The 16446-nt window shown below is 73.0% G+C and carries 14 protein-coding genes; 4 read left to right on the forward strand and 10 right to left on the reverse strand.

The genetic code is table 11. The features are described from left to right. Window positions 1-61: 61 nt before the first annotated feature. Window positions 62-1195 (reverse strand): acyltransferase family protein, encoded by a 1134-nt coding sequence (locus ACQPY4_RS31655; protein WP_433327101.1) that lies wholly within the window; start codon window positions 1193-1195, stop codon window positions 62-64. A 207-nt stretch (window positions 1196-1402) separates the two neighbouring features. On the opposite strand from ACQPY4_RS31655, the gene ACQPY4_RS31660 reads away from it, so the two are divergent. After that, entirely contained in the window at window positions 1403-2155 is a 753-nt protein-coding gene (locus ACQPY4_RS31660; protein WP_433327103.1) for an SGNH/GDSL hydrolase family protein, read from the forward strand. A 6-nt stretch (window positions 2156-2161) separates the two neighbouring features. Here the strand turns inward: ACQPY4_RS31660 and egtD are convergent, their stop codons facing one another. The 4 genes from egtD to egtA are packed head-to-tail and all read right to left on the reverse strand — an operon-like array spanning window position 2162 to window position 6379. Beyond that, window positions 2162-3115 carry an L-histidine N(alpha)-methyltransferase gene (gene egtD, locus ACQPY4_RS31665; RefSeq protein WP_433327105.1) on the reverse strand — a complete coding sequence of 318 codons (954 nt, stop codon included), beginning with the start codon at window positions 3113-3115 and terminating at the stop codon, window positions 2162-2164. 11 nt (window positions 3116-3126) lie between these two features. Next, window positions 3127-3861, reverse strand: coding sequence for an ergothioneine biosynthesis protein EgtC (gene egtC / locus ACQPY4_RS31670; RefSeq protein WP_433327107.1), 735 nt, complete (start codon window positions 3859-3861; stop codon window positions 3127-3129). After that, a complete protein-coding gene (gene egtB / locus ACQPY4_RS31675; protein WP_433327109.1) occupies window positions 3861-5183 on the reverse strand; it encodes an ergothioneine biosynthesis protein EgtB in 1323 nt (440 codons plus the stop codon). Before egtB ends, egtC begins: the two co-directional genes overlap by 1 nt. Further along, a complete protein-coding gene (gene egtA / locus ACQPY4_RS31680) occupies window positions 5180-6379 on the reverse strand; it encodes an ergothioneine biosynthesis glutamate--cysteine ligase EgtA (RefSeq protein WP_433327111.1) in 1200 nt (399 codons plus the stop codon). Before egtA ends, egtB begins: the two co-directional genes overlap by 4 nt. 242 nt (window positions 6380-6621) lie before the next feature. Here egtA and ACQPY4_RS31685 point away from each other — a divergent pair, with 242 nt between their 5' ends. Then, window positions 6622-7791: an RNA polymerase sigma factor gene (locus ACQPY4_RS31685; RefSeq protein WP_433327113.1), complete on the forward strand. Its 1170-nt coding sequence runs from the start codon at window positions 6622-6624 to the stop codon at window positions 7789-7791. Here ACQPY4_RS31685 and ACQPY4_RS31690 read toward each other — a convergent pair. Further along, the gene (locus ACQPY4_RS31690; RefSeq protein ID WP_433327115.1) at window positions 7788-8402 is read right to left on the reverse strand and encodes a rhomboid-like protein; all 615 of its coding nucleotides are present in this window, start codon (window positions 8400-8402) and stop codon (window positions 7788-7790) included. The two genes, ACQPY4_RS31685 and ACQPY4_RS31690, sit on opposite strands and share 4 nt — an antisense overlap. A 254-nt stretch (window positions 8403-8656) precedes the next feature. Here ACQPY4_RS31690 and ACQPY4_RS31695 point away from each other — a divergent pair, with 254 nt between their 5' ends. After that, window positions 8657-10156, forward strand: coding sequence for an RNA polymerase sigma factor (locus ACQPY4_RS31695; RefSeq protein ID WP_433327117.1), 1500 nt, complete (start codon window positions 8657-8659; stop codon window positions 10154-10156). Between the two features lie 283 nt (window positions 10157-10439). On the opposite strand, the gene ACQPY4_RS31700 is transcribed toward ACQPY4_RS31695, so the two are convergent. Continuing rightward, window positions 10440-12065, reverse strand: a complete 1626-nt coding sequence (locus ACQPY4_RS31700) for an MFS transporter (protein WP_433327119.1) — start codon at window positions 12063-12065, stop codon at window positions 10440-10442. Window positions 12066-12206: 141 nt separating this feature from the next. Here ACQPY4_RS31700 and ACQPY4_RS31705 point away from each other — a divergent pair, with 141 nt between their 5' ends. Then, window positions 12207-12869 (forward strand): TetR family transcriptional regulator, encoded by a 663-nt coding sequence (locus ACQPY4_RS31705; protein ID WP_433327121.1) that lies wholly within the window; start codon window positions 12207-12209, stop codon window positions 12867-12869. On the opposite strand, the gene ACQPY4_RS31710 is transcribed toward ACQPY4_RS31705, so the two are convergent. From ACQPY4_RS31710 to ACQPY4_RS31720, 3 genes are read right to left on the reverse strand one after another with little or no spacing between them, the layout of a single operon-like run. Beyond that, window positions 12862-14025: a lipid-transfer protein gene (locus ACQPY4_RS31710; protein ID WP_433327123.1), complete on the reverse strand. Its 1164-nt coding sequence runs from the start codon at window positions 14023-14025 to the stop codon at window positions 12862-12864. The two genes, ACQPY4_RS31705 and ACQPY4_RS31710, sit on opposite strands and share 8 nt — an antisense overlap. Then, window positions 14022-15275 (reverse strand): OB-fold domain-containing protein, encoded by a 1254-nt coding sequence (locus ACQPY4_RS31715; RefSeq protein ID WP_433327125.1) that lies wholly within the window; start codon window positions 15273-15275, stop codon window positions 14022-14024. The genes ACQPY4_RS31710 and ACQPY4_RS31715 overlap by 4 nt, the downstream gene beginning before the upstream one ends. Next, window positions 15272-16444, reverse strand: coding sequence for an acyl-CoA dehydrogenase family protein (locus ACQPY4_RS31720; protein ID WP_433327127.1), 1173 nt, complete (start codon window positions 16442-16444; stop codon window positions 15272-15274). Before ACQPY4_RS31720 ends, ACQPY4_RS31715 begins: the two co-directional genes overlap by 4 nt. Between the last annotated feature and the right edge of the window lie 2 nt (window positions 16445-16446).

Below are 16446 nucleotides of genomic sequence, written 5' to 3' on the forward strand. Positions count from 1 at the left end.
ATCGCCCGCGAAAGCGTCACACCTTCCGCCAAGATCTTTCTCACCGGCCCGGCACGCCCGGCTACGGCCGGTACGGCTGGGGCACCGGCGGCCCGTCCGAGGCGACCCCCACCGGCTGCGGGCGCTCCGCGGGCGCCGGGGGCGGGACGATCCGCTCGCGCGGGTCGAGCCGGGCCGGCGGCGTCTCCTCCAGCGGTTTGAGCGACTCGTAGAGCTTGCGCCGCATCCACTTCTGCCCCGGCCGCTCGACCAGCCGCTGGATCGCGTAGGCGAGGGCGAGCGAGGCCGCGATCACCACGGCCAGCGCCGTCCACCGGTCGAGCTCGGGGTAGAGGTTCTCCAGCAGCGGCAGCGCGATCGTCGAGTGCGTCAGGTACAGCGGGTAGGTCAGCGCGCCCAGCACGGTCAGCCGGTGCCAGCGCAGGTGCTTGAGCCGTCCGGTGGCGACCAGGTACATCACCGCGAAGATGACCGTGACGACGACCGAGACGACGGTCTCGTCGGCGCCCTTGAAGACGTGGCCCGTCCGCCAGCTGCTCCAGTACATCGCCAGCAGCCAGGACGCCGCGACGTATCCCCACAGCAGCAGCGTCTGGCCGAACTTGTGCATCAGGAACAGCGCCATGCCCGCGATGAAATACGGGCTCCAGGTCGGGACGAGCATCACCTGGAGGAGCTTGCTCCCCGCCTCGTCGGCGAAGACGCCGCCCAGCATCCAGACGGTCATGAAGACCAGGCAGTTGCGGTAGGTGATCCCGGCGACCGCCAGGATGCCGATCAGGAAGTAGAAGTGCAGCTCGACCCAGAGCGTCCAGTAGACCGGGTCGACGTTCTTCTCGCCGAGCCCGCCCTGGAGCATCGTCAGGTTCGGGATCACCAGGCCGGGGACGCCGTTGCCGAGCTTGAAGACGGCGTAGACGATCCCGCCGAACAGCACGCCGACCCAGTAGGCGGGCATCAGGCGCACCACGCGCGAGATGCCGAACTCGCCCGGCCCGCGCCCCCACACGCTCATCAGGATCACGAAGCCGCTGATGACGAAGAAGAGGTCGACGCCCAGGTATCCGTACCGGGTGACGGGAGCGAGGGCGGGGAAGAGCTCCCGCGCCGGATCCGGCCACGGTCCCGCACCGCCGAACCCGGTGAAGTGGAACAACACCACCGCCAGCGCCGCGAGGAAGCGGAGAAGATCCAATTCAGTTAGACGGTCCCGTCGAGTCACTGCGGAACCTTCCCGGCGCCGGATGGCGGGCCGGGGTCCGCAGGGTGATTCGGAGGTGAACGGAGCGTGTAGGGACACCCGAGGAATCCTGCCGCCCGGGTCTTGGCCGGACGGTCCCCGCGCGCCGGAATGATCAGTAAAATCAGCGCGTCACCCCTCGGGAAGTGGATGGACCCCCCTATGACATCTCGCCGCGCCCGCCGCGGCGCGGCGATGGTCGCGCCATGCCTCGGCATGCTGCTGGCGTCGGGTTGCGGCGCGTTCTCCGGCTCGGTGAACCAGAAGGCGTCCGCCGCTCCCGCGCCCACGGCCGCGCGTGCGGCGGCACCGGTCGTGATGTTCCTCGGCGACAGCTACACCGTCGGCGAGCGCGGCGCGCAGCCCGAGACGACCTACGCCGCCGCGGCGGCCCGGCTGCTGGGCTGGCAGGTCGTCCTCGCCGGGCGCGGCGGGACGGGCTTCCTGGCCGGAGGCAAGGCCAACGAGCCGTTCGGCGTGCTGTTCGAGAGCCAGCTCGGCTGGCGTCCCGCACCCGACCTGCTGATCGTTTCGGGCGGTCACAACGACACCCACCATCCGCCCCAGCAGGTCGCCGGGGCGGCGCGCGACGTGCTCGACCGCGCGCGGCGGCGCTGGCCGTCCACGCGGGTGGTCCTGGTCGGGCCGATCTGGGGGAACGAGACCCCGCCGCCGCGCGCGCTGGCCGTCCGCGACGCGCTGCGCGACGTCGCGCGGCAGCAGGGAATCCCGTTCCTCGACCCGATCGTCGAGCGCTGGATCACCGGCAACCGGATCCAGGGCAGCGGCAACGCGCCGGACTTCATCAGGCGCGACGGCGTGCACCCGACCCCGGCGGGCCACCGCCATCTGGCGACCCGCCTGGTCGAGGGCGTCAACCGGCTGGGGCTCGCCCAGCCGAACCGCAAGTCGTAGGGCCCTTCACGGCCGGGGTGTGGCGAGGGTGAGCGAGAAGTCGCCCGCCTCGTCGGTCCACAGCTCGGCCAGGTCGAGCCCGGCGGCGCCGAGCTCGGCCTCCAGACGCTCGCGGCGGAACTTGGCCGAGATCTCGGTGCGCGTCTCCTCGCCCTCGGCGAAGTCGATCTCCAGCTCCAGGCCGCCGACGCGGACGGTCTGCGCCCGCGTCGAGCGCAACCGCATCTCGATCCACTCCTCGGCGGCGTTCCAGACCGCCAGGTGCTCGAAGGACGCGACGTCGAAGTCGGCGTCCAGCTCGCGGTTGATGACGTGCAGGACGTTGCGGTTGAACTCGGCCGTGACGCCGGACCCGTCGTCGTAGGCGCGCACCAGGCGCTCGGGGGCCTTGACCAGGTCGGCGCCCAGCAGCAGCGCGTCACCCGGGCCCATCGTCGCGCGCAGGCCGCCGAGGAAGCCGACCCGCGCGGCGGGCGCCATGTTGCCGATCGTCCCGCCCAGGAACGCGACCAGGCGGCGCTCGCCGGACGGCAGCAGGTGCAGGTGCTGCTCGTAGTCGGCCACCACCGCCCGCACGGCCAGCCCGGGATGGTCGGCCGCGATCTGTCCCGCGGCGTCGGCGAGGAAGTCGCCGCTGACGTCCACCGGGACGTAGGCCTCCAGCGTCGCGCCCAGGGCGTCCAGCAGCACGCGGGTCTTCTCGCCGGAGCCCGCGCCCAGCTCCAGCAGGGTGCGGGCGCCGGTCGCGGCGGCGATCTCCGGCGCGCGGGCCAGCAGGATCTCGCGCTCGCGCCGTGTCGGGTAGTACTCCTCCAGCCGGGTGATCTCCTCGAAGAGCCCGCTGCCGCGCTCGTCGTAGAACCACTTGGGCGGCAGCGTCTTCGGGGTGCCGGTGAGGCCCTCCCGGACGTCGGCGCGCAGCGACTTGGCGAGGTCGTCGGCGGTGAGGAACTGGTCCACGGGTTCTCCTGTCAGAGGGAAACGACGCGCACGCCGGACGCGAGGTCCGCCGTCACGAGGGAGCGGTCGGGCACGGCGTCCCAGCCGGGCCCGTCGTCGAGGGGTTCGGAGGCGATCGTGATCTCGCCGGGCGCGGCCCGGACGAACAGCGAGTCGCCCCAGGTGGTGGCCGACAGCGCGACGCCGTCGGAGGCGAGCAGGTTGTAGCGGCCGGTGGCGAGCCCGGACACGTCCGCCACCACCGCGGCCAGCGCGTCGCCGAGCGGCTCGCCCGCGCGCCACCGGCGGGCGGCGCAGGCGAGCAGCAGCGCCGAGTCGACCGGGGCCCGGGCGTCGGGCTCCCCGGCCAGGTCGCCCGCCAGCTCGCGCAGCTTGCCCTCCACTCCGGCGAAGCCCTCGATCCGGCCGTTGTGGCTGAAGAACCGGTGGCCCGCGCGGAACGGCTGCGCGCACGACTCGTCCACCGGGAACCCGGAGGTGGCCGAGCGGATCGCCGCGACCGCGCACCCTGTCCGGACGGCGAGCGCGATCTCGCGGAACGAGGCGTCGGTCCACACCGGCTGGGCCCGCCGGAAGCGGCGCGGGGCGTCGCCGTCGTACCAGCCCACGCCGTAGCCGTCGGCGTTGAGCAGGTTCCCCTGGGTCATGCGCGGCGCGTACGACTGGTGCTCGAGGGAGTGCTCGCCGTCGTAGACGAGCGAGTGCAGCGTGCGCGGCGGGCCGAGATACCCGAGATGGCGGCACATCAGGCGGCGTCCCTGGCGCAGCGGAAACCGGTGAAGATCTGCCGCCTGATCGGGTAGTCCCAGTTGCGGAAGGTGTTCCTGACCGCCAGCGGATGGGTGGCCCAGGAACCGCCCTTCAGCACTTTGTAGTCGTCGCCGAAGAAGACTTCCGAGTACTCCTTGTACGGGAAGGAACGGAAGCCCGGAAATGCGTGAAAGTTTGACGACGTCCACTCCCACACATCGCCGATCATCCGGCGGACGCCATATGCCGAAGCGCCCGGCGCATATGTTCCGGCTTCCGAGGGGCGCAGCAGCCGCTGCCCGAGATTCGCGCGTCCCTCTTCGTAGGAGTCCCCCCACGGGTAACGCCGGGAACGGCCCAGGACGGGATCCCAGGCGGCCGCCTTCTCCCATTCGGCCTCGGTGGGAAGCCGTTTCCCGGCCCAGCGGGCATAGGCGTCGGCCTCGTACCAGCACACGTGCTGGACGGGCTCGGCGGGCGGCACGGGCTCGACCCGGCCGAAGCGGCGGCGCACCCAGCCCGCGCCCTCCCTGGACCAGAACGCGGGCGACCGCTTGCCGGTCGAGCGCGTCCACTCCCAGCCCTCGGGGGTCCACCAGCGCGGCTCGTCGTAACCGCCCGCTTCCATGAACGCCTGGTAGGCGGCGTTGGAGACCGGCTCGGTGTCGATGCGGAACGCGGGGACGTCCACGGTGTGGCGCCGCCGCTCGTTGTCGTAGGCCCACGGGTCGTCCGAGGTGCCCATCTCGAACGGCCCCGCCTCGACCAGGACCTCGGCGGCCGGCGCCGGGTCGATCGGCGAGGTCGCGGGCGGGTCCAGCAGCGCCGGGGCGCCCTTGCGGAGCTGGTGGGTGGCGAGCATGGTCTCGTCGTGCTGGTGCTCGTGCTGGACGACCATCCCGTAGACGAAGCCGCCCGCCGTGAGGGGGTTCTCCTCGTCGAAGCGCACCCGGGAGAGGGAGTCCAGCACCTTGTTCCGGACCGTGGAGACGTACTCACCCGCCTCCCCCGGTGACAGCAGCGGCAGCGAGGGCCGTTCCGAACGCGGATGCTCGAAGGCGTCGTACAGGCCGTCGATCTCCGGGCGCATCGGGTCGATCCCCGCGGCCGCCCGCAGCAGCCACAGCTCCTCGTAATTGCCGACGTGGGCCAGGTCCCACACCAGCGGGGACATCAGCGGCGAGACCTGGCCGGTCAGCTCGGACTCCTCCAGCACCTCGGTGGTCAGGCCGAGGCTGCGGTCGCGGACGCCGCCGAGCTCGCGGGCGATCAGTTCCTTCAGGGCGTGCTCGTCGAGCGAGCCGTCCAACGGGCTCATCGGGCGTACTCCTCCGGGGTCGAGGACAGGGAATCGTCGGCGGGGCAGCGGCCCCGGCCGACATAGCGCTCGGCGTACTCGCCGACCACCGGCACCAGGCCGGGCGCGCCCAGCCGGGGCAGGGCGCCCAGGGCGGCGTCGAAGCAGGCCGCGGCGGCCCGCGCCAGCGCCGGGTCGGACAGGCCGTGCCGCGCGGCGGCGGCCCAGCGACCGGTGACCGGCTCGCAGGCCGCCTCGGCGGCGGCGGACGCGCGCGGGTCGTCCAGCAGGGCCGTGGCGACCGCGACCGGGACGGCCCAGTACCGCACGGGCAGCGCGTCGATCATGCGCAGCTCCAGCCAGCCGCGCGGGCGGACGGGCGGGAACAGGGTGGACAGGTGGTAGTCGAGGTCGTCGGTGCCGGGTTCTCCTTTGGCGATCCACTCCCGGAACGTCATCCCGGGATCGGCCACCCACTCCCCCGCCCGGTGGACGACCATGACGCGCGCGTCCAGGGCATAGCGCGTCCACGCCTCCGCCGGGTCGGCGTCCCACCCGTTGGCCTGCACGGGCAGCGTGCGGCAGGGGTCGAGGGCTTTCCAGATGGCCTGGCGTCCCGACCGGTGGCCGGTGGGCCGTCCGGCCCCCAGGGAGGAGTTGGCGAACGCGGCCACGAGCACCGGCCCGAGCGCGTGGACGAGCCGCCACCGCCGCCCCGCGTCGGCGCGGTCGGCGCCGATGTCCAGGCAGACCTGCACCGAGGCGGTGGAGCACATCATGGCCAGCCCGGAATCGGGGAATCCGCTGGTGTCGTAATAGCTGCGCATGCAGCGGTAGCGGGGATGCTCGGCCTGGAAGGACGGGCGGCGGAACGGATCGACGCCGTGACCGGCCAGGCTCAGACCGGCCGGGGCGATCGCGTCGCGGACGTGACGGATGTCGGCGTCCAGCGCGGCGTGCAGTTCGGCGAGCCCCGGGTAGGGCCGGGAGCTCAACTCCAGCTGTCCCCCGGGCTCGTAGGTGATGGCGCTGCGGTTGGGGGGCGGCCCGACGACGTCGAGGAGCGTGCGGAGCCGTCCCGTCGGGACATGGGCCTCGGGATCGGTGTCGTCGCGGACGAACCACTCGGTCTCCGCGCCGACGGTTCCGGGCGGGCCGGTCTTGAAGCAGACACCGTGAATGTGCTGGTAGACGCCTTCCACGGTCAGTCCGGGCATGCGGGCTCCTGAATTTTTCGACAGCAAGTTCGAAGCCTTCCCCGCTGAACCGCATCAGAAATCCCCTAACTTCAACAAACCCCCTGAAATCTCCGTAAAGCCCGGCGGAACAGCAGCACCCCCCGCCAAGCGCGCCAGGTCGCGACACACCACGCAGATGCACTACAGTCTCGATTTCGCCTGATCCGCCCGAGCCTGCGGGACCACGCCGCCGGCGCCGCCCGGTCAGCAACGGAGGTCACATGCGCGGGGAACCCGGAGCGCTCTACGACGCGCACGCCGCCCGTATGTACGCGTACTGCTGGTCGCTCCTCGGCGACCAGGCGGCCGCCCACGCCGTCAAGGACACCTTCGCCGCCGCCGTCCAGCACCCGCCGCGCGGCGACACCGTGCTGTGGATGTACGCGCTGGCACGCTCGGCCTGCGCCGAGCACGCGCACGCCGCCGTCTCCTTCGACCTCTCCGACGTGCCGCTGCGCGCGGCGGCGGGGCTCCGCTCCGACCACCGCGAGATCCTGCTGCTCTGGGCGGGCGAGTGGCTGGAGATCGCCGACATCGGCCGGGTCATGGACATCGCCCCCGACACCGCGCGGCAGCTCCTCGAAGCCGCCCGCTCGCGGTTCGAGCGCGCCGTCCTCGACCTGCTCATGCGCGGCGCCCCGGCCCGCCCCGACGTCATCCCGGCCTTCGAGAAGGGCCGCCTGCCGCGACTGCTGGCGAGCCGGGCCCCCGAAGCGCCCCCGGCATGGCTGCGCGACCAGGTCCTCGACTCCTGCGCGGGCGAGGCCGCCGAGCGTCCCCTCACCGGCGTGACCGCGCCGAACCCGCTGGTCGTCATCGCCGGCGGCAAGCCCGCGCCCGCCGCGCCCGGACGCGGCCGCAGGCTCGCCGGCTTCGGCGCCGTCGCGGGCATCGCCGCCTCGGCCGCCGCGACCGTCGGCCTGCTGGCGTCCTGGCCCTCGGGCAAGGGCGGTGACGGCGCGGGCAGCCTGACCCCGACGAGCGCCGGGCAGCACACGCCCGCCAACGCTCGCACCACCTCGCTCCCGACCGTCACCTCCCCCGGGACCACCGGCACCGACCGGGCCACCAACGGGACGTCCTCGCCCGCCGAGGTGCCCAGCGAGGCCACCAACGGCGACCCGTCGCCCACCGGCACCGGCCCGTCGTACGTCCCGCCCGGCACCCCGGACACCCGCCCCGAGACGGGCACCCCGTCCAAGCCCCCGGCCACCACCCCGCCCCCGTCGCCGGACCCGACGACGCCCACCCCCACGACGCCCCCGCCGACCACGCCGCCCCCGAGCAGCGAGCCCCCGCCCTCGACCACCCCGACCCCCACTCCCACCGAAACCCCCACGTCGGAGCCGAGCCCCACCTCGAACCCGACCCCCAGCCCCTCGGGCGACTAGCTTCCCGGCGCGGCCCGGCGGCGCTCGGCCAGGACGAACGCTCCGCCGACGGCGCCCCCGGTGAGCATCGCGACCACGTGGCCGAGAGCGCCGATCTCCAGCGAGGTCAGGCCCTCGAACAGGGAGGGCGCGGCGGCGAGGTAACCGGCCAGCGCGCCCAGACGCGCCAGGCGTCCGGGGCCGTAGAGGATCGCGGCCACCAGCGCGGCCGAGATGACGTAGGAGGGGCCGACGTCGGACGCGGTGCGCACCGACTCCGGCAGCTCGCCCAGTTCCAGGCGCCAGGCGGCCACACCCTGGCTGACCAGGGTCCCGACCACGTGACCCAGCGAGATCAGCAGCAGCGCGCGCGAGTTGCCGAAACGGCGGGCCACGGGGAACAGCCCGAGCGCGCCGACCACGAACAGACCGGCCTGCGAACCCTCGGCGACGAACGCCGAGACGACCATCGTCCCCACCGGGTTGTCCGGGAGGTTGTCCAGGTTGGTGCTCGCCCACGCGACGAGGCCCTCGCGATCGCGCGGTGACAGTGCGTGAAGGTAGACCACCGACATGGCGCCGTAGGCGCCCAGATAGACCAGCGGTGTGGAGTAGCGGCGGAGGAGCCCCAAGCGGCCGCCTATTCGACGCAACAACGTGTCCTTCCCCGGTCAAGCGGAAAGTAATCGAGCCGCTTTCGCGGACTTCCTTAAATAAGCCTTAACCCGAAGATAGCCCAGGTCATCAGTCACTCTCCGCTACTGACAACAAAGGTGACTTCAGGCCCTTCTCAGAGGTTCAATCTCTGCAATAGAATCCATTTTCCACCAGTTTGTAGGAGCTCAGTTTCGGCAGGGTGTGCCGACCGCTCACAAACGGAGGTCACATGCGCGCGGACCCGGGACGCCTCTACGACTCGCACGCTGCACGCCTGTACGCGCATTGCTGGTCGCTGGTCGGCGACGCGATGGCGGCGGCCGCACTGAAGGACGCCTTTGTCGCCGCGGTCCAGCATCCGCCGCGCGGAGACCGCGTGCTGTGGCTCTACGCGCTCTCGCGCTCGGCCTGCGCCGAACTGGGCGCCTTCACCGGTGAGCTCACCCCCGCCTTCGATCCGGACGACCCGCTGGTCCAGGCCGCCGCCGAACTGCGTCCCGACCATCGCGAGGCCCTTCTGCTCGCGGCGGGCGAATGGCTGAACGTACCCGACATCGCGCGCGTCCTCGGCATCGCCCCCGACACCGTCCGCCAGCTCCTCCACCTGGCGCGCACGCGGCTGGAACGTGCCGTTCTGGACCTGCTGATGCGCAGCCTCGACGAGGCCGGGACGCACGCCGACGTCATCACGGCCTTCGAGAAGGGGCGCCTGCCGCAACTGCTGGCCCGCCGCGGCCCCGACCAGGCCCCGGCCTGGCTGCGCGAGCGCGTGCTCGCCGCCTGCGAGGCCGAGGCCGTGCTCCCGCTGACCGGACGGATCGCGCCGAACCCGCTGGTCGTGATCGGCTCCGACGTCGCCGCCCACAGCCATCGAGGCGAGCGCAAGCGCGGCAAGGGCGTCGGCGCGACCGCCGGTCTCGCCGCGGCCGCGGCCGCGGCGGTCGGGCTGCTGGCCTGGCCGTCCACCAAGGGCAGCGGCTTCGGCGCCCTCCTCCCGAGCGCGAACAAGAGCCAGAGCGAAGAGGCGCCGCGCACGGTCGACCCGCCGAGACCCCCGGCGGCCTCCGCGTCGTCCCCCGAATCGTCCGCGCCGCCCCGCCACACCCCGACGCCGAAGCACACACCCTCACCGGCCCCGGCCCCCGACCGTCCCGCGCCGCCGCCCTCCATCCCGCCGGACACACCCCTCCCGCCCGGCACCTCGATGCCCCCGGGAGAGGCCCCGCCGCCGGAGACGGAGGGCCCGCACCCCCACCAGCCCCCGGAAGCGGACGACGACAACGAGCGCACACCCCCAAGCCCCGACGACTACAAGCCCCCTCCGCGCTCCGAGGGAAGGCCGCCGCTGGGCAAGGCGCCCAAGAAACCCGTCAGGCCGCCCGCGCCGCCCAAGGGCGACAAGCCCGCCCCCAAGACCCCGCCGGACACCCCGCCCCCGCCCAAGGGCCCGCTCAAGCCGAGCCCGCTTCCGCTCCCCACCGAGCCCAACACCCCCGCCGAGCGCGACAAGAAGCCCCTGCAACCGCCGGCCCCGCAACCCAGGCCCGAGCCGCAACAACCGCAGCCGCAGCCCCCGCAGGTCCAGCCCCCGTCAAGCGATGCGATCCCGAGCTCCCCGTCCGACCCGGGAACGCAGTTCTCCGACCAGGTCCGCGAGACCGAGCGCCAGCTACGCGACCACGGCTGGATCCGCGACCGTGATCGTGATCGCTACCGCGATTATTGCTAGGACGCGCGACCACACGGCACGCACCCGGGTGGCGGCTGGACGTGCGGGAACGTGATCAACCGGTGAAGCTGGCCGGAGGCGGGCTTCACCGGTTGGTCGGTGCTCAGATTTTGCCCTTGCCGCGGCAGACGCCGCAGGTTCGGTCCTTGTGCTTCCCCGTGCCGTCACACCCCGGGCATGTCCGCGTGGCCGGTTTGCTGTGCTTGCCCATGGCTCAGCCTTCCTCCGCCCGCTGGCCAGTCTAGGCGCTCGGCCCTCGCTCGACCGGGTGCGACGCGGGGGCTCAGGCGACGGCCGCGCCTTCCACCGGGGTCTCACCGCGCTTCACGAGCAGGGCCGCGAGGGCGGCGACGAGGGAGACGGCTCCGGCCACGTTCATGGACGACTGGAAACCGTCCATGAAGGCCAGATGGCTGCCGTCGGTGATGGCGGCGGCCGCGGGCGCGGGGGTGCCGGGCGGGACGGGCGCGACGCCCTGGGAGACCAGGCCGCCGCCCTGTTCGGCGAGGCGTCCGGCGGTGTCGGCCGGGACGCCCGACTCGGTGAGCCGCCCGTACAGGACGTCCCCGACCTTGGTGGACAGGATCGTGCCGAGCACGGCGGTGCCGAGGACGCCGCCGACCTGCGAGGCGGTCTGCTGGAGGCCGCCGGCCACGCCCGCCAGGCGGGCCGGGGCGTTGCCGACGATGGCCTCGGTGCCCGCGACGATGAGCAGGCCGAACGCCAGGCCGATCAGGACGAACCAGGGCCACAGCTCGACGAAGGCGGCGTCGGTCCCGATGCGCGCGAGGCCGAACAGCGCGGCGGCGGTGAAGAGCATGCCGGTCACCAGCGGGAGGCGCGGCCCGAACCGGCTGGTGAGGTAGCCCGCGATCGGGGACGCGACGATGAAGACGCCGGTCATCGGGAGCATCCGGACGCCCGCGCCGACCGGGCTCATCCCGTGCACCTGCTGGAGGTAGAGGGTGATGAAGAAGATCGTCCCGAACATCCCGAAGAACGCCAGGACGATCAGGCCGGTCGCCGCCGACAGCGACGCCGAGCGGAACAGGCTCATGGGCAGCAGCGGGCTCTCGGCCCGCAGCTCGTTGGCGACGAACAGCGCGCCGAGCACGACGGCGGCGGCGAACGAGACCAGCGGGACGGTGTCGCCGAAGCCGTCCTCGCCCGCCTTGATCAGACCCCAGACCAGCGCGAACAGCGCGGCGGAGATCAGCGCGACGCCCGGCAGGTCGAACGAGCCCGCGGCGTCCTTGTCACGGGACTCGCGGATCACCCACAGGCCGACGGCCAGCGCGATCACGCCGAGCGGGGCGTTGAGGAAGAACACCGACTCCCAGTTGACGTTCTCGACCAGCACCCCGGCCACGATGGGGCCACCCGCGATCGACAGGCCGACCGTCGCGCCCCAGACGCCGATGGCGGCGTTCAGGCGCTCGGCCGGGAAGGTGTTGCGCAGGATCGCCAGGCTGGCGGGTTGCAGGAGCGCGCCCGCGAAGCCCTGGACGACGCGCCAGAAGATCACCATTCCGAGCGAACCGGACAGGCCGATCAGCACCGAGGCGATCGCGAAGCCGACCACCCCGGCCAGGAAGGTGCGGCGGCGGCCGAACCGGTCTGCGATCTTCCCGGCGGGGATCATCGCCACGGCGAGCGTGAGCAGGTAAGAGTTGGTGACCCACTGGAGTCCGGCCAGGTCGGCGTTGAGGTCCTTGGCGATCGCCGGGTTGGCGATGGAGACCACGGTGGCGTCGAGCCCGACCATCATCACGCCCAGCGCGACGGCGATCAGCGTGAGCCAGGGGTGCCCGTGCCCGGGTCTTGAGGTCGGCCGGACGGCTCCAGGTTCACTCGGGGGCGCGGGTGCGCTTCCCGGGTGGAGCACGTCGGCGGTCGGAGGCTGGGACATCGGTGTCCTCCACGGTGTCGGGCGGTGATGGACCTAAACTGTCATGCGATGACACTTGTCGTCAAGCGACGACAGTCACAAAAAGACACATGTCATCATCGGTCAATTGGCAGAGCGGAGGCCGCCGGTTACACTTCGCCCATGACCGCGACCGCCCCCGAGGCCCGTCCAGCGGGCCCCGGAGCCCGGCCCCCGGGCCGGCGCGAACGCAAGAAGCAGCGCACCCGCGAGGCGCTGATCGACGCGGCGTTCGCGCTCTTCGCCGAGAAGGGCTTCGACGGCACGACCGTCGAGGAGATCGCCGACGCGGTCGACGTCTCGTCGCGGACGTTCTTCCGCTACTTCGCCTCCAAGGAGGACGTGGCGCTCACCTTCCAGCAGGAGCAGCAGGAGGTCTTCGTCCGGGCCTTCACCGAGCGCCCCGCCGACGAGCCGGTCGTGACCGCGCTGCGCCGGTCGGCCGTGGAGATGGTCCGCGCCTACGAGCAGGGCGTCCAGGGCTACGACCCGAACCGCTTCGAGTGCATGATGCTGCTGATCGCCCAGAGCGAGACGCTGATGGCCGGGAGCCTGGAGTTCGCGGCCAAGAAGCTGCGCTTTCTCACCGAGGCCATCGCCGACCGGATGGGCGTCGACCCCGACGACGACCTGCGCCCGCACGTGATCGCCTCGGCCGCCGTGGCCACCTTCCGCGCGGCCGCCGAGTCCGGCGAACCGGGCGCCCCGGTCAGCCACGAGGTCGTCGACGAGGCGTTCGCGTTCCTGGAGGCCGGGCTCAACCTGCCCTCGGCCGGGGCTAGCTGACGCCCAGCACCAGGCCGCTGGTCGGGACGCCCGTCCCGGCCGTGACCACGACGTTCGTGACGTCCGGCACCTGGTTGACCGAGGTACCCCGCACCTGCCGCACGCCCTCGGCGATGCCGTTCATCCCGTGGACGTAGGCCTCGCCGAGCTGGCCGCCGTTGGGGTTGACCGGGAGCCGCCCGCCGAGCTCGATGCCGCCCTCGGCCACGAACGCCGCGGCCTCGCCGCGCCCGCAGAACCCCAGCTCCTCCAGCTGGATCAGCACGAACGGGGTGAAGTGGTCGTACAGGATCGCGGTCTGCACGTCGGCGGGGGTGAGGCCGGACCGGCGCCACAGTTCGGCGCCGACGGCGCCCATCGCGGGCAGCGTCGCCAGGTCGCCGCTGTAGTAGCCGAACATCATCATCTGGTCGGGCCCGGTGCCCTGCGCGGCGGCGGTGATCAGCGCGGGCGGGTGCGGCAGGTCGCGGGCCCGCTCGGCGCTCGTCACGACGAGCGCGACGCCGCCGTCGGACTCCTGGCAGCAGTCCAGCAGGTGCAGCGGGTCGACGATCCAGCGCGACTCCTGGTGCTCGGCCAGCGTGATGGGACGGCCGTGGAACCAGGCCCGGGGGTTGGACGCCGCGTGCCGCCGCATCGCGACCGCGACCCGGCCGAAGTCCTCGCTGGTGGCGCCGTGGTCGTGCATGTAGCGGCGGGCGTGCATGGCCACCCAGCCCGCCGGGGTCGCCAGACCGAAGGGCAGGTGCCAGGAGAACTCCAGCCCGGTCGAGTCGGCCCGCGCGGCGGCGCCCGCCTGCCCGAACCGGTGCCCGGAACGCTCGTTGAAGGCGCGGTAGCAGACGACGACGTCGGCCTGCCCGGTGGCCACGGCCATCGCGGCGTGCGCGACCGTCCCGCAGGCCGCCCCGCCGCCGTAGTCGACCCGCGAGAAGAACCGCAGCCCGGGGATGCCCAGCTCGCGCTGGACGGCGATCTCGGAGCTGGCGTCGGCGGCGAAGGTGACCAGGCCGTCCACGTCGGCGGGGGTCAGCCCCGCGTCGCGGATCGCCGCCAGGCACGCCTCGGCCGCCAGCCGCAGCTCCGAGCGTCCGGACTCCTTGGAGAACTCCGTGGCCCCGATCCCGGCGATAGCCGCCTTTCCGGACAGGCTCACGCGTCCTCCCGGATCCGGACGGTCGCGGTGACGTGGTCGCCGAGGGCCACGGCTCCGCGCACCGTCACCGTCGCGGCGCCGGTGCGCTCGGCGTGCAGCCGGAGCGTGTCGCCCGCGTGCGCCGGGACGCCCAGCCGGGTCGCGATGCCTTCGATGACCGCGCCCGGCGCGGCGCGCAGGGCGGCGCGCTGGACGAGCCCCATCGTCGTGAGGATGTTGAGGAAGATGTCCTTGGCGCCCTGGGCGCGGGCCAGCGCCGTGTCGTGGTGGACGGGCGTGAGGTCGCGCGTGGCGAGCGCGGACGCGATGACGAACGTGGGCGTCAGCTCGATCTCCAGGGTGGCGGGCTCCGGCGTCGGCTCGGAAAGCGGCGCCCCCGCCGGGACCCACTGCGGAAGGCCGTCCCGGAAGGTCAGCGTGAGCGGCATCCCGATCTTCACCTCGCCGGGCGGGCAGTCCAGGACGTTCCCGACCACCCGCACGCCCTCCGCCAGCTCGACCAGCGCCACCACGTAGGGCGGGACGTGGCCGGGCACGGGCGGGTGGTGGTGGACGACGAAGCTGTGCACCTCGCCGCGCCCGCACGCCACGACATGCTCGCGCCGGACGGAGTGGCACCGGGGGCACATCGGCCCGGGCGGGTGGCGGAGCAGGCCGCAGTCGCCGCAGCGCTGGACGCGCAGCTCCCCCGCCTCGACGCCGTCCCAGAAGAAGCGGGTGTCCGGCCCGATCGCCGGGCGCGCCCGGTCGCCCTGCGGGCGGCCGCGCGCTGCGGGACGGAACTTCAGCACGCGGAACAGCATCTCGGCGACGCGCTCGTCCCGCTCGTCGTACCAGGTCTGGTGCCAGGTGACGAAGTAGCCCTCGCCCATCGCCGTCTTCTTGGGCCCGGCCAGCCCGCCGAAGCGCATCGTGGAGCGGAGGCGTTCGCCGTGGCGGAGGTAGCGGTCGTAGGTCTGCTCGCAGTTGGTCGCGACGACGCCGGTGTAGCCGGACGCGTCCAGCAGCCCGAGCACCTCGTCGGCCGCCGAGCCACCGCGCGCGCCGAGCCCGGGCATCGACCAGACCTGGATCATCGCGGGCGGCGCGAGCCCGCCCTCGTGCCAGGCCGGATCGGTGTCGCCGAGCGCCTGCGTCCAGTTGCGGATCAGGGCCCGGTCGACGGGGTCCTGGCAGGGCGGCGCGGGGCGCTCCCCGGCCCGGGCCAGCCGGTCCGCGGCCGCGGCGAGCGCCGCCGGGACGCCCGTCACCGCGGCGCCCGGGGCAGGTTCAGGCCGATCATGGCGATGATCTCCCGCTGGATCTCGTTCACGCCGCCGCCGAACGTCAGCACGACCGCGCCCTTGGCGCCGTGGTCCAGCTTCTCCAGCAGGGCGGCGGTCTCCGGATCGCCGGGGTCGCCGAACCGCGCGACCGTGTCGCCCATGATCCGGCCGACCTCCTGCATCCGCTCCGAGCCGTAGACCTTGGTGGCGGACGCGTCGGGCGCGCCCAGCCAGCCGAGGTCCTGGTTCGCCGCCACCTGCCAGTTGAGCAGCTCGTTGACCCGCAGGTAGGCGTGCACGCGGGCGACGGCGCGCCGGACGGCGGGCTCCTCGATCGGCGGCCGCCCGTCGCCGCCGACCGCCGTCCGAGCCCAGCGGGAGAAGCGGTCGAGGTAGAGCCCGACGTTCCCCGCCGGGCCCAGCGTCACGCGCTCGTGGTTGAGCTGGTCGACGATGAGGTCCCAGCCCCGGTTCTCCTCCCCCACCAGCATGTCGGCGGGCACGCGGACGTCCTGGTAGTAGGTGGAGTTGGTGTGGTGGCGGCCGTCCATGGTGACGATCGGCGTCCAGGAGAAGCCGGGGTCGGAGCAGTCGGCGATGAGCATCGAGATGCCTTTGTGGCGGCCCGCGTCCGGGTCGGTGCGGGCCGCGAGCCAGATGTGGTCGGCGTGGTGCGCGCCCGAGGTGAAGATCTTCTGGCCGTTGACGACGTAGTGGTCGCCGTCCCGGACGGCGGTGGTGCGCAGCGCGGCCAGGTCGGTCCCGGCGCCCGGCTCGCTGTACCCGATCGCGAAGTGGCACTCCCCCGCCATGATCCTGGGCAGGAAGCGCTCCTTCTGCGCCTCGGTTCCGTACTGGAGCAGCGTCGGAGCCACCGTGTTCAGCGTGATGATCGGATAGGGGATCTCCGCGCGCGCGATCTCGTTGGCGAAGATCTGCTGCTCCAGCGGGCCGTAGCCCCGGCCGCCGTACTCGCGCGGCAGCGCCACCCCGAGCATGCCGTCGCGGCCGAGGCGGCGGCAGTGCTCCTGGTAGGGCGGGCCGAACGGGTCCTCGGCGATCGCGGCGCGCCGCTCGGGCGGCAGGCAGGCGGCGAAGTAGTCGCGCAGCTCGTCGCGGAGCCGCCGCTGCTCCCGGTCCAGGTCGATGAACACCG

Source organism: Spirillospora sp. CA-294931, from assembly GCF_050946795.1.
In the GTDB taxonomy this organism is placed as follows: domain Bacteria; phylum Actinomycetota; class Actinomycetes; order Streptosporangiales; family Streptosporangiaceae; genus Spirillospora.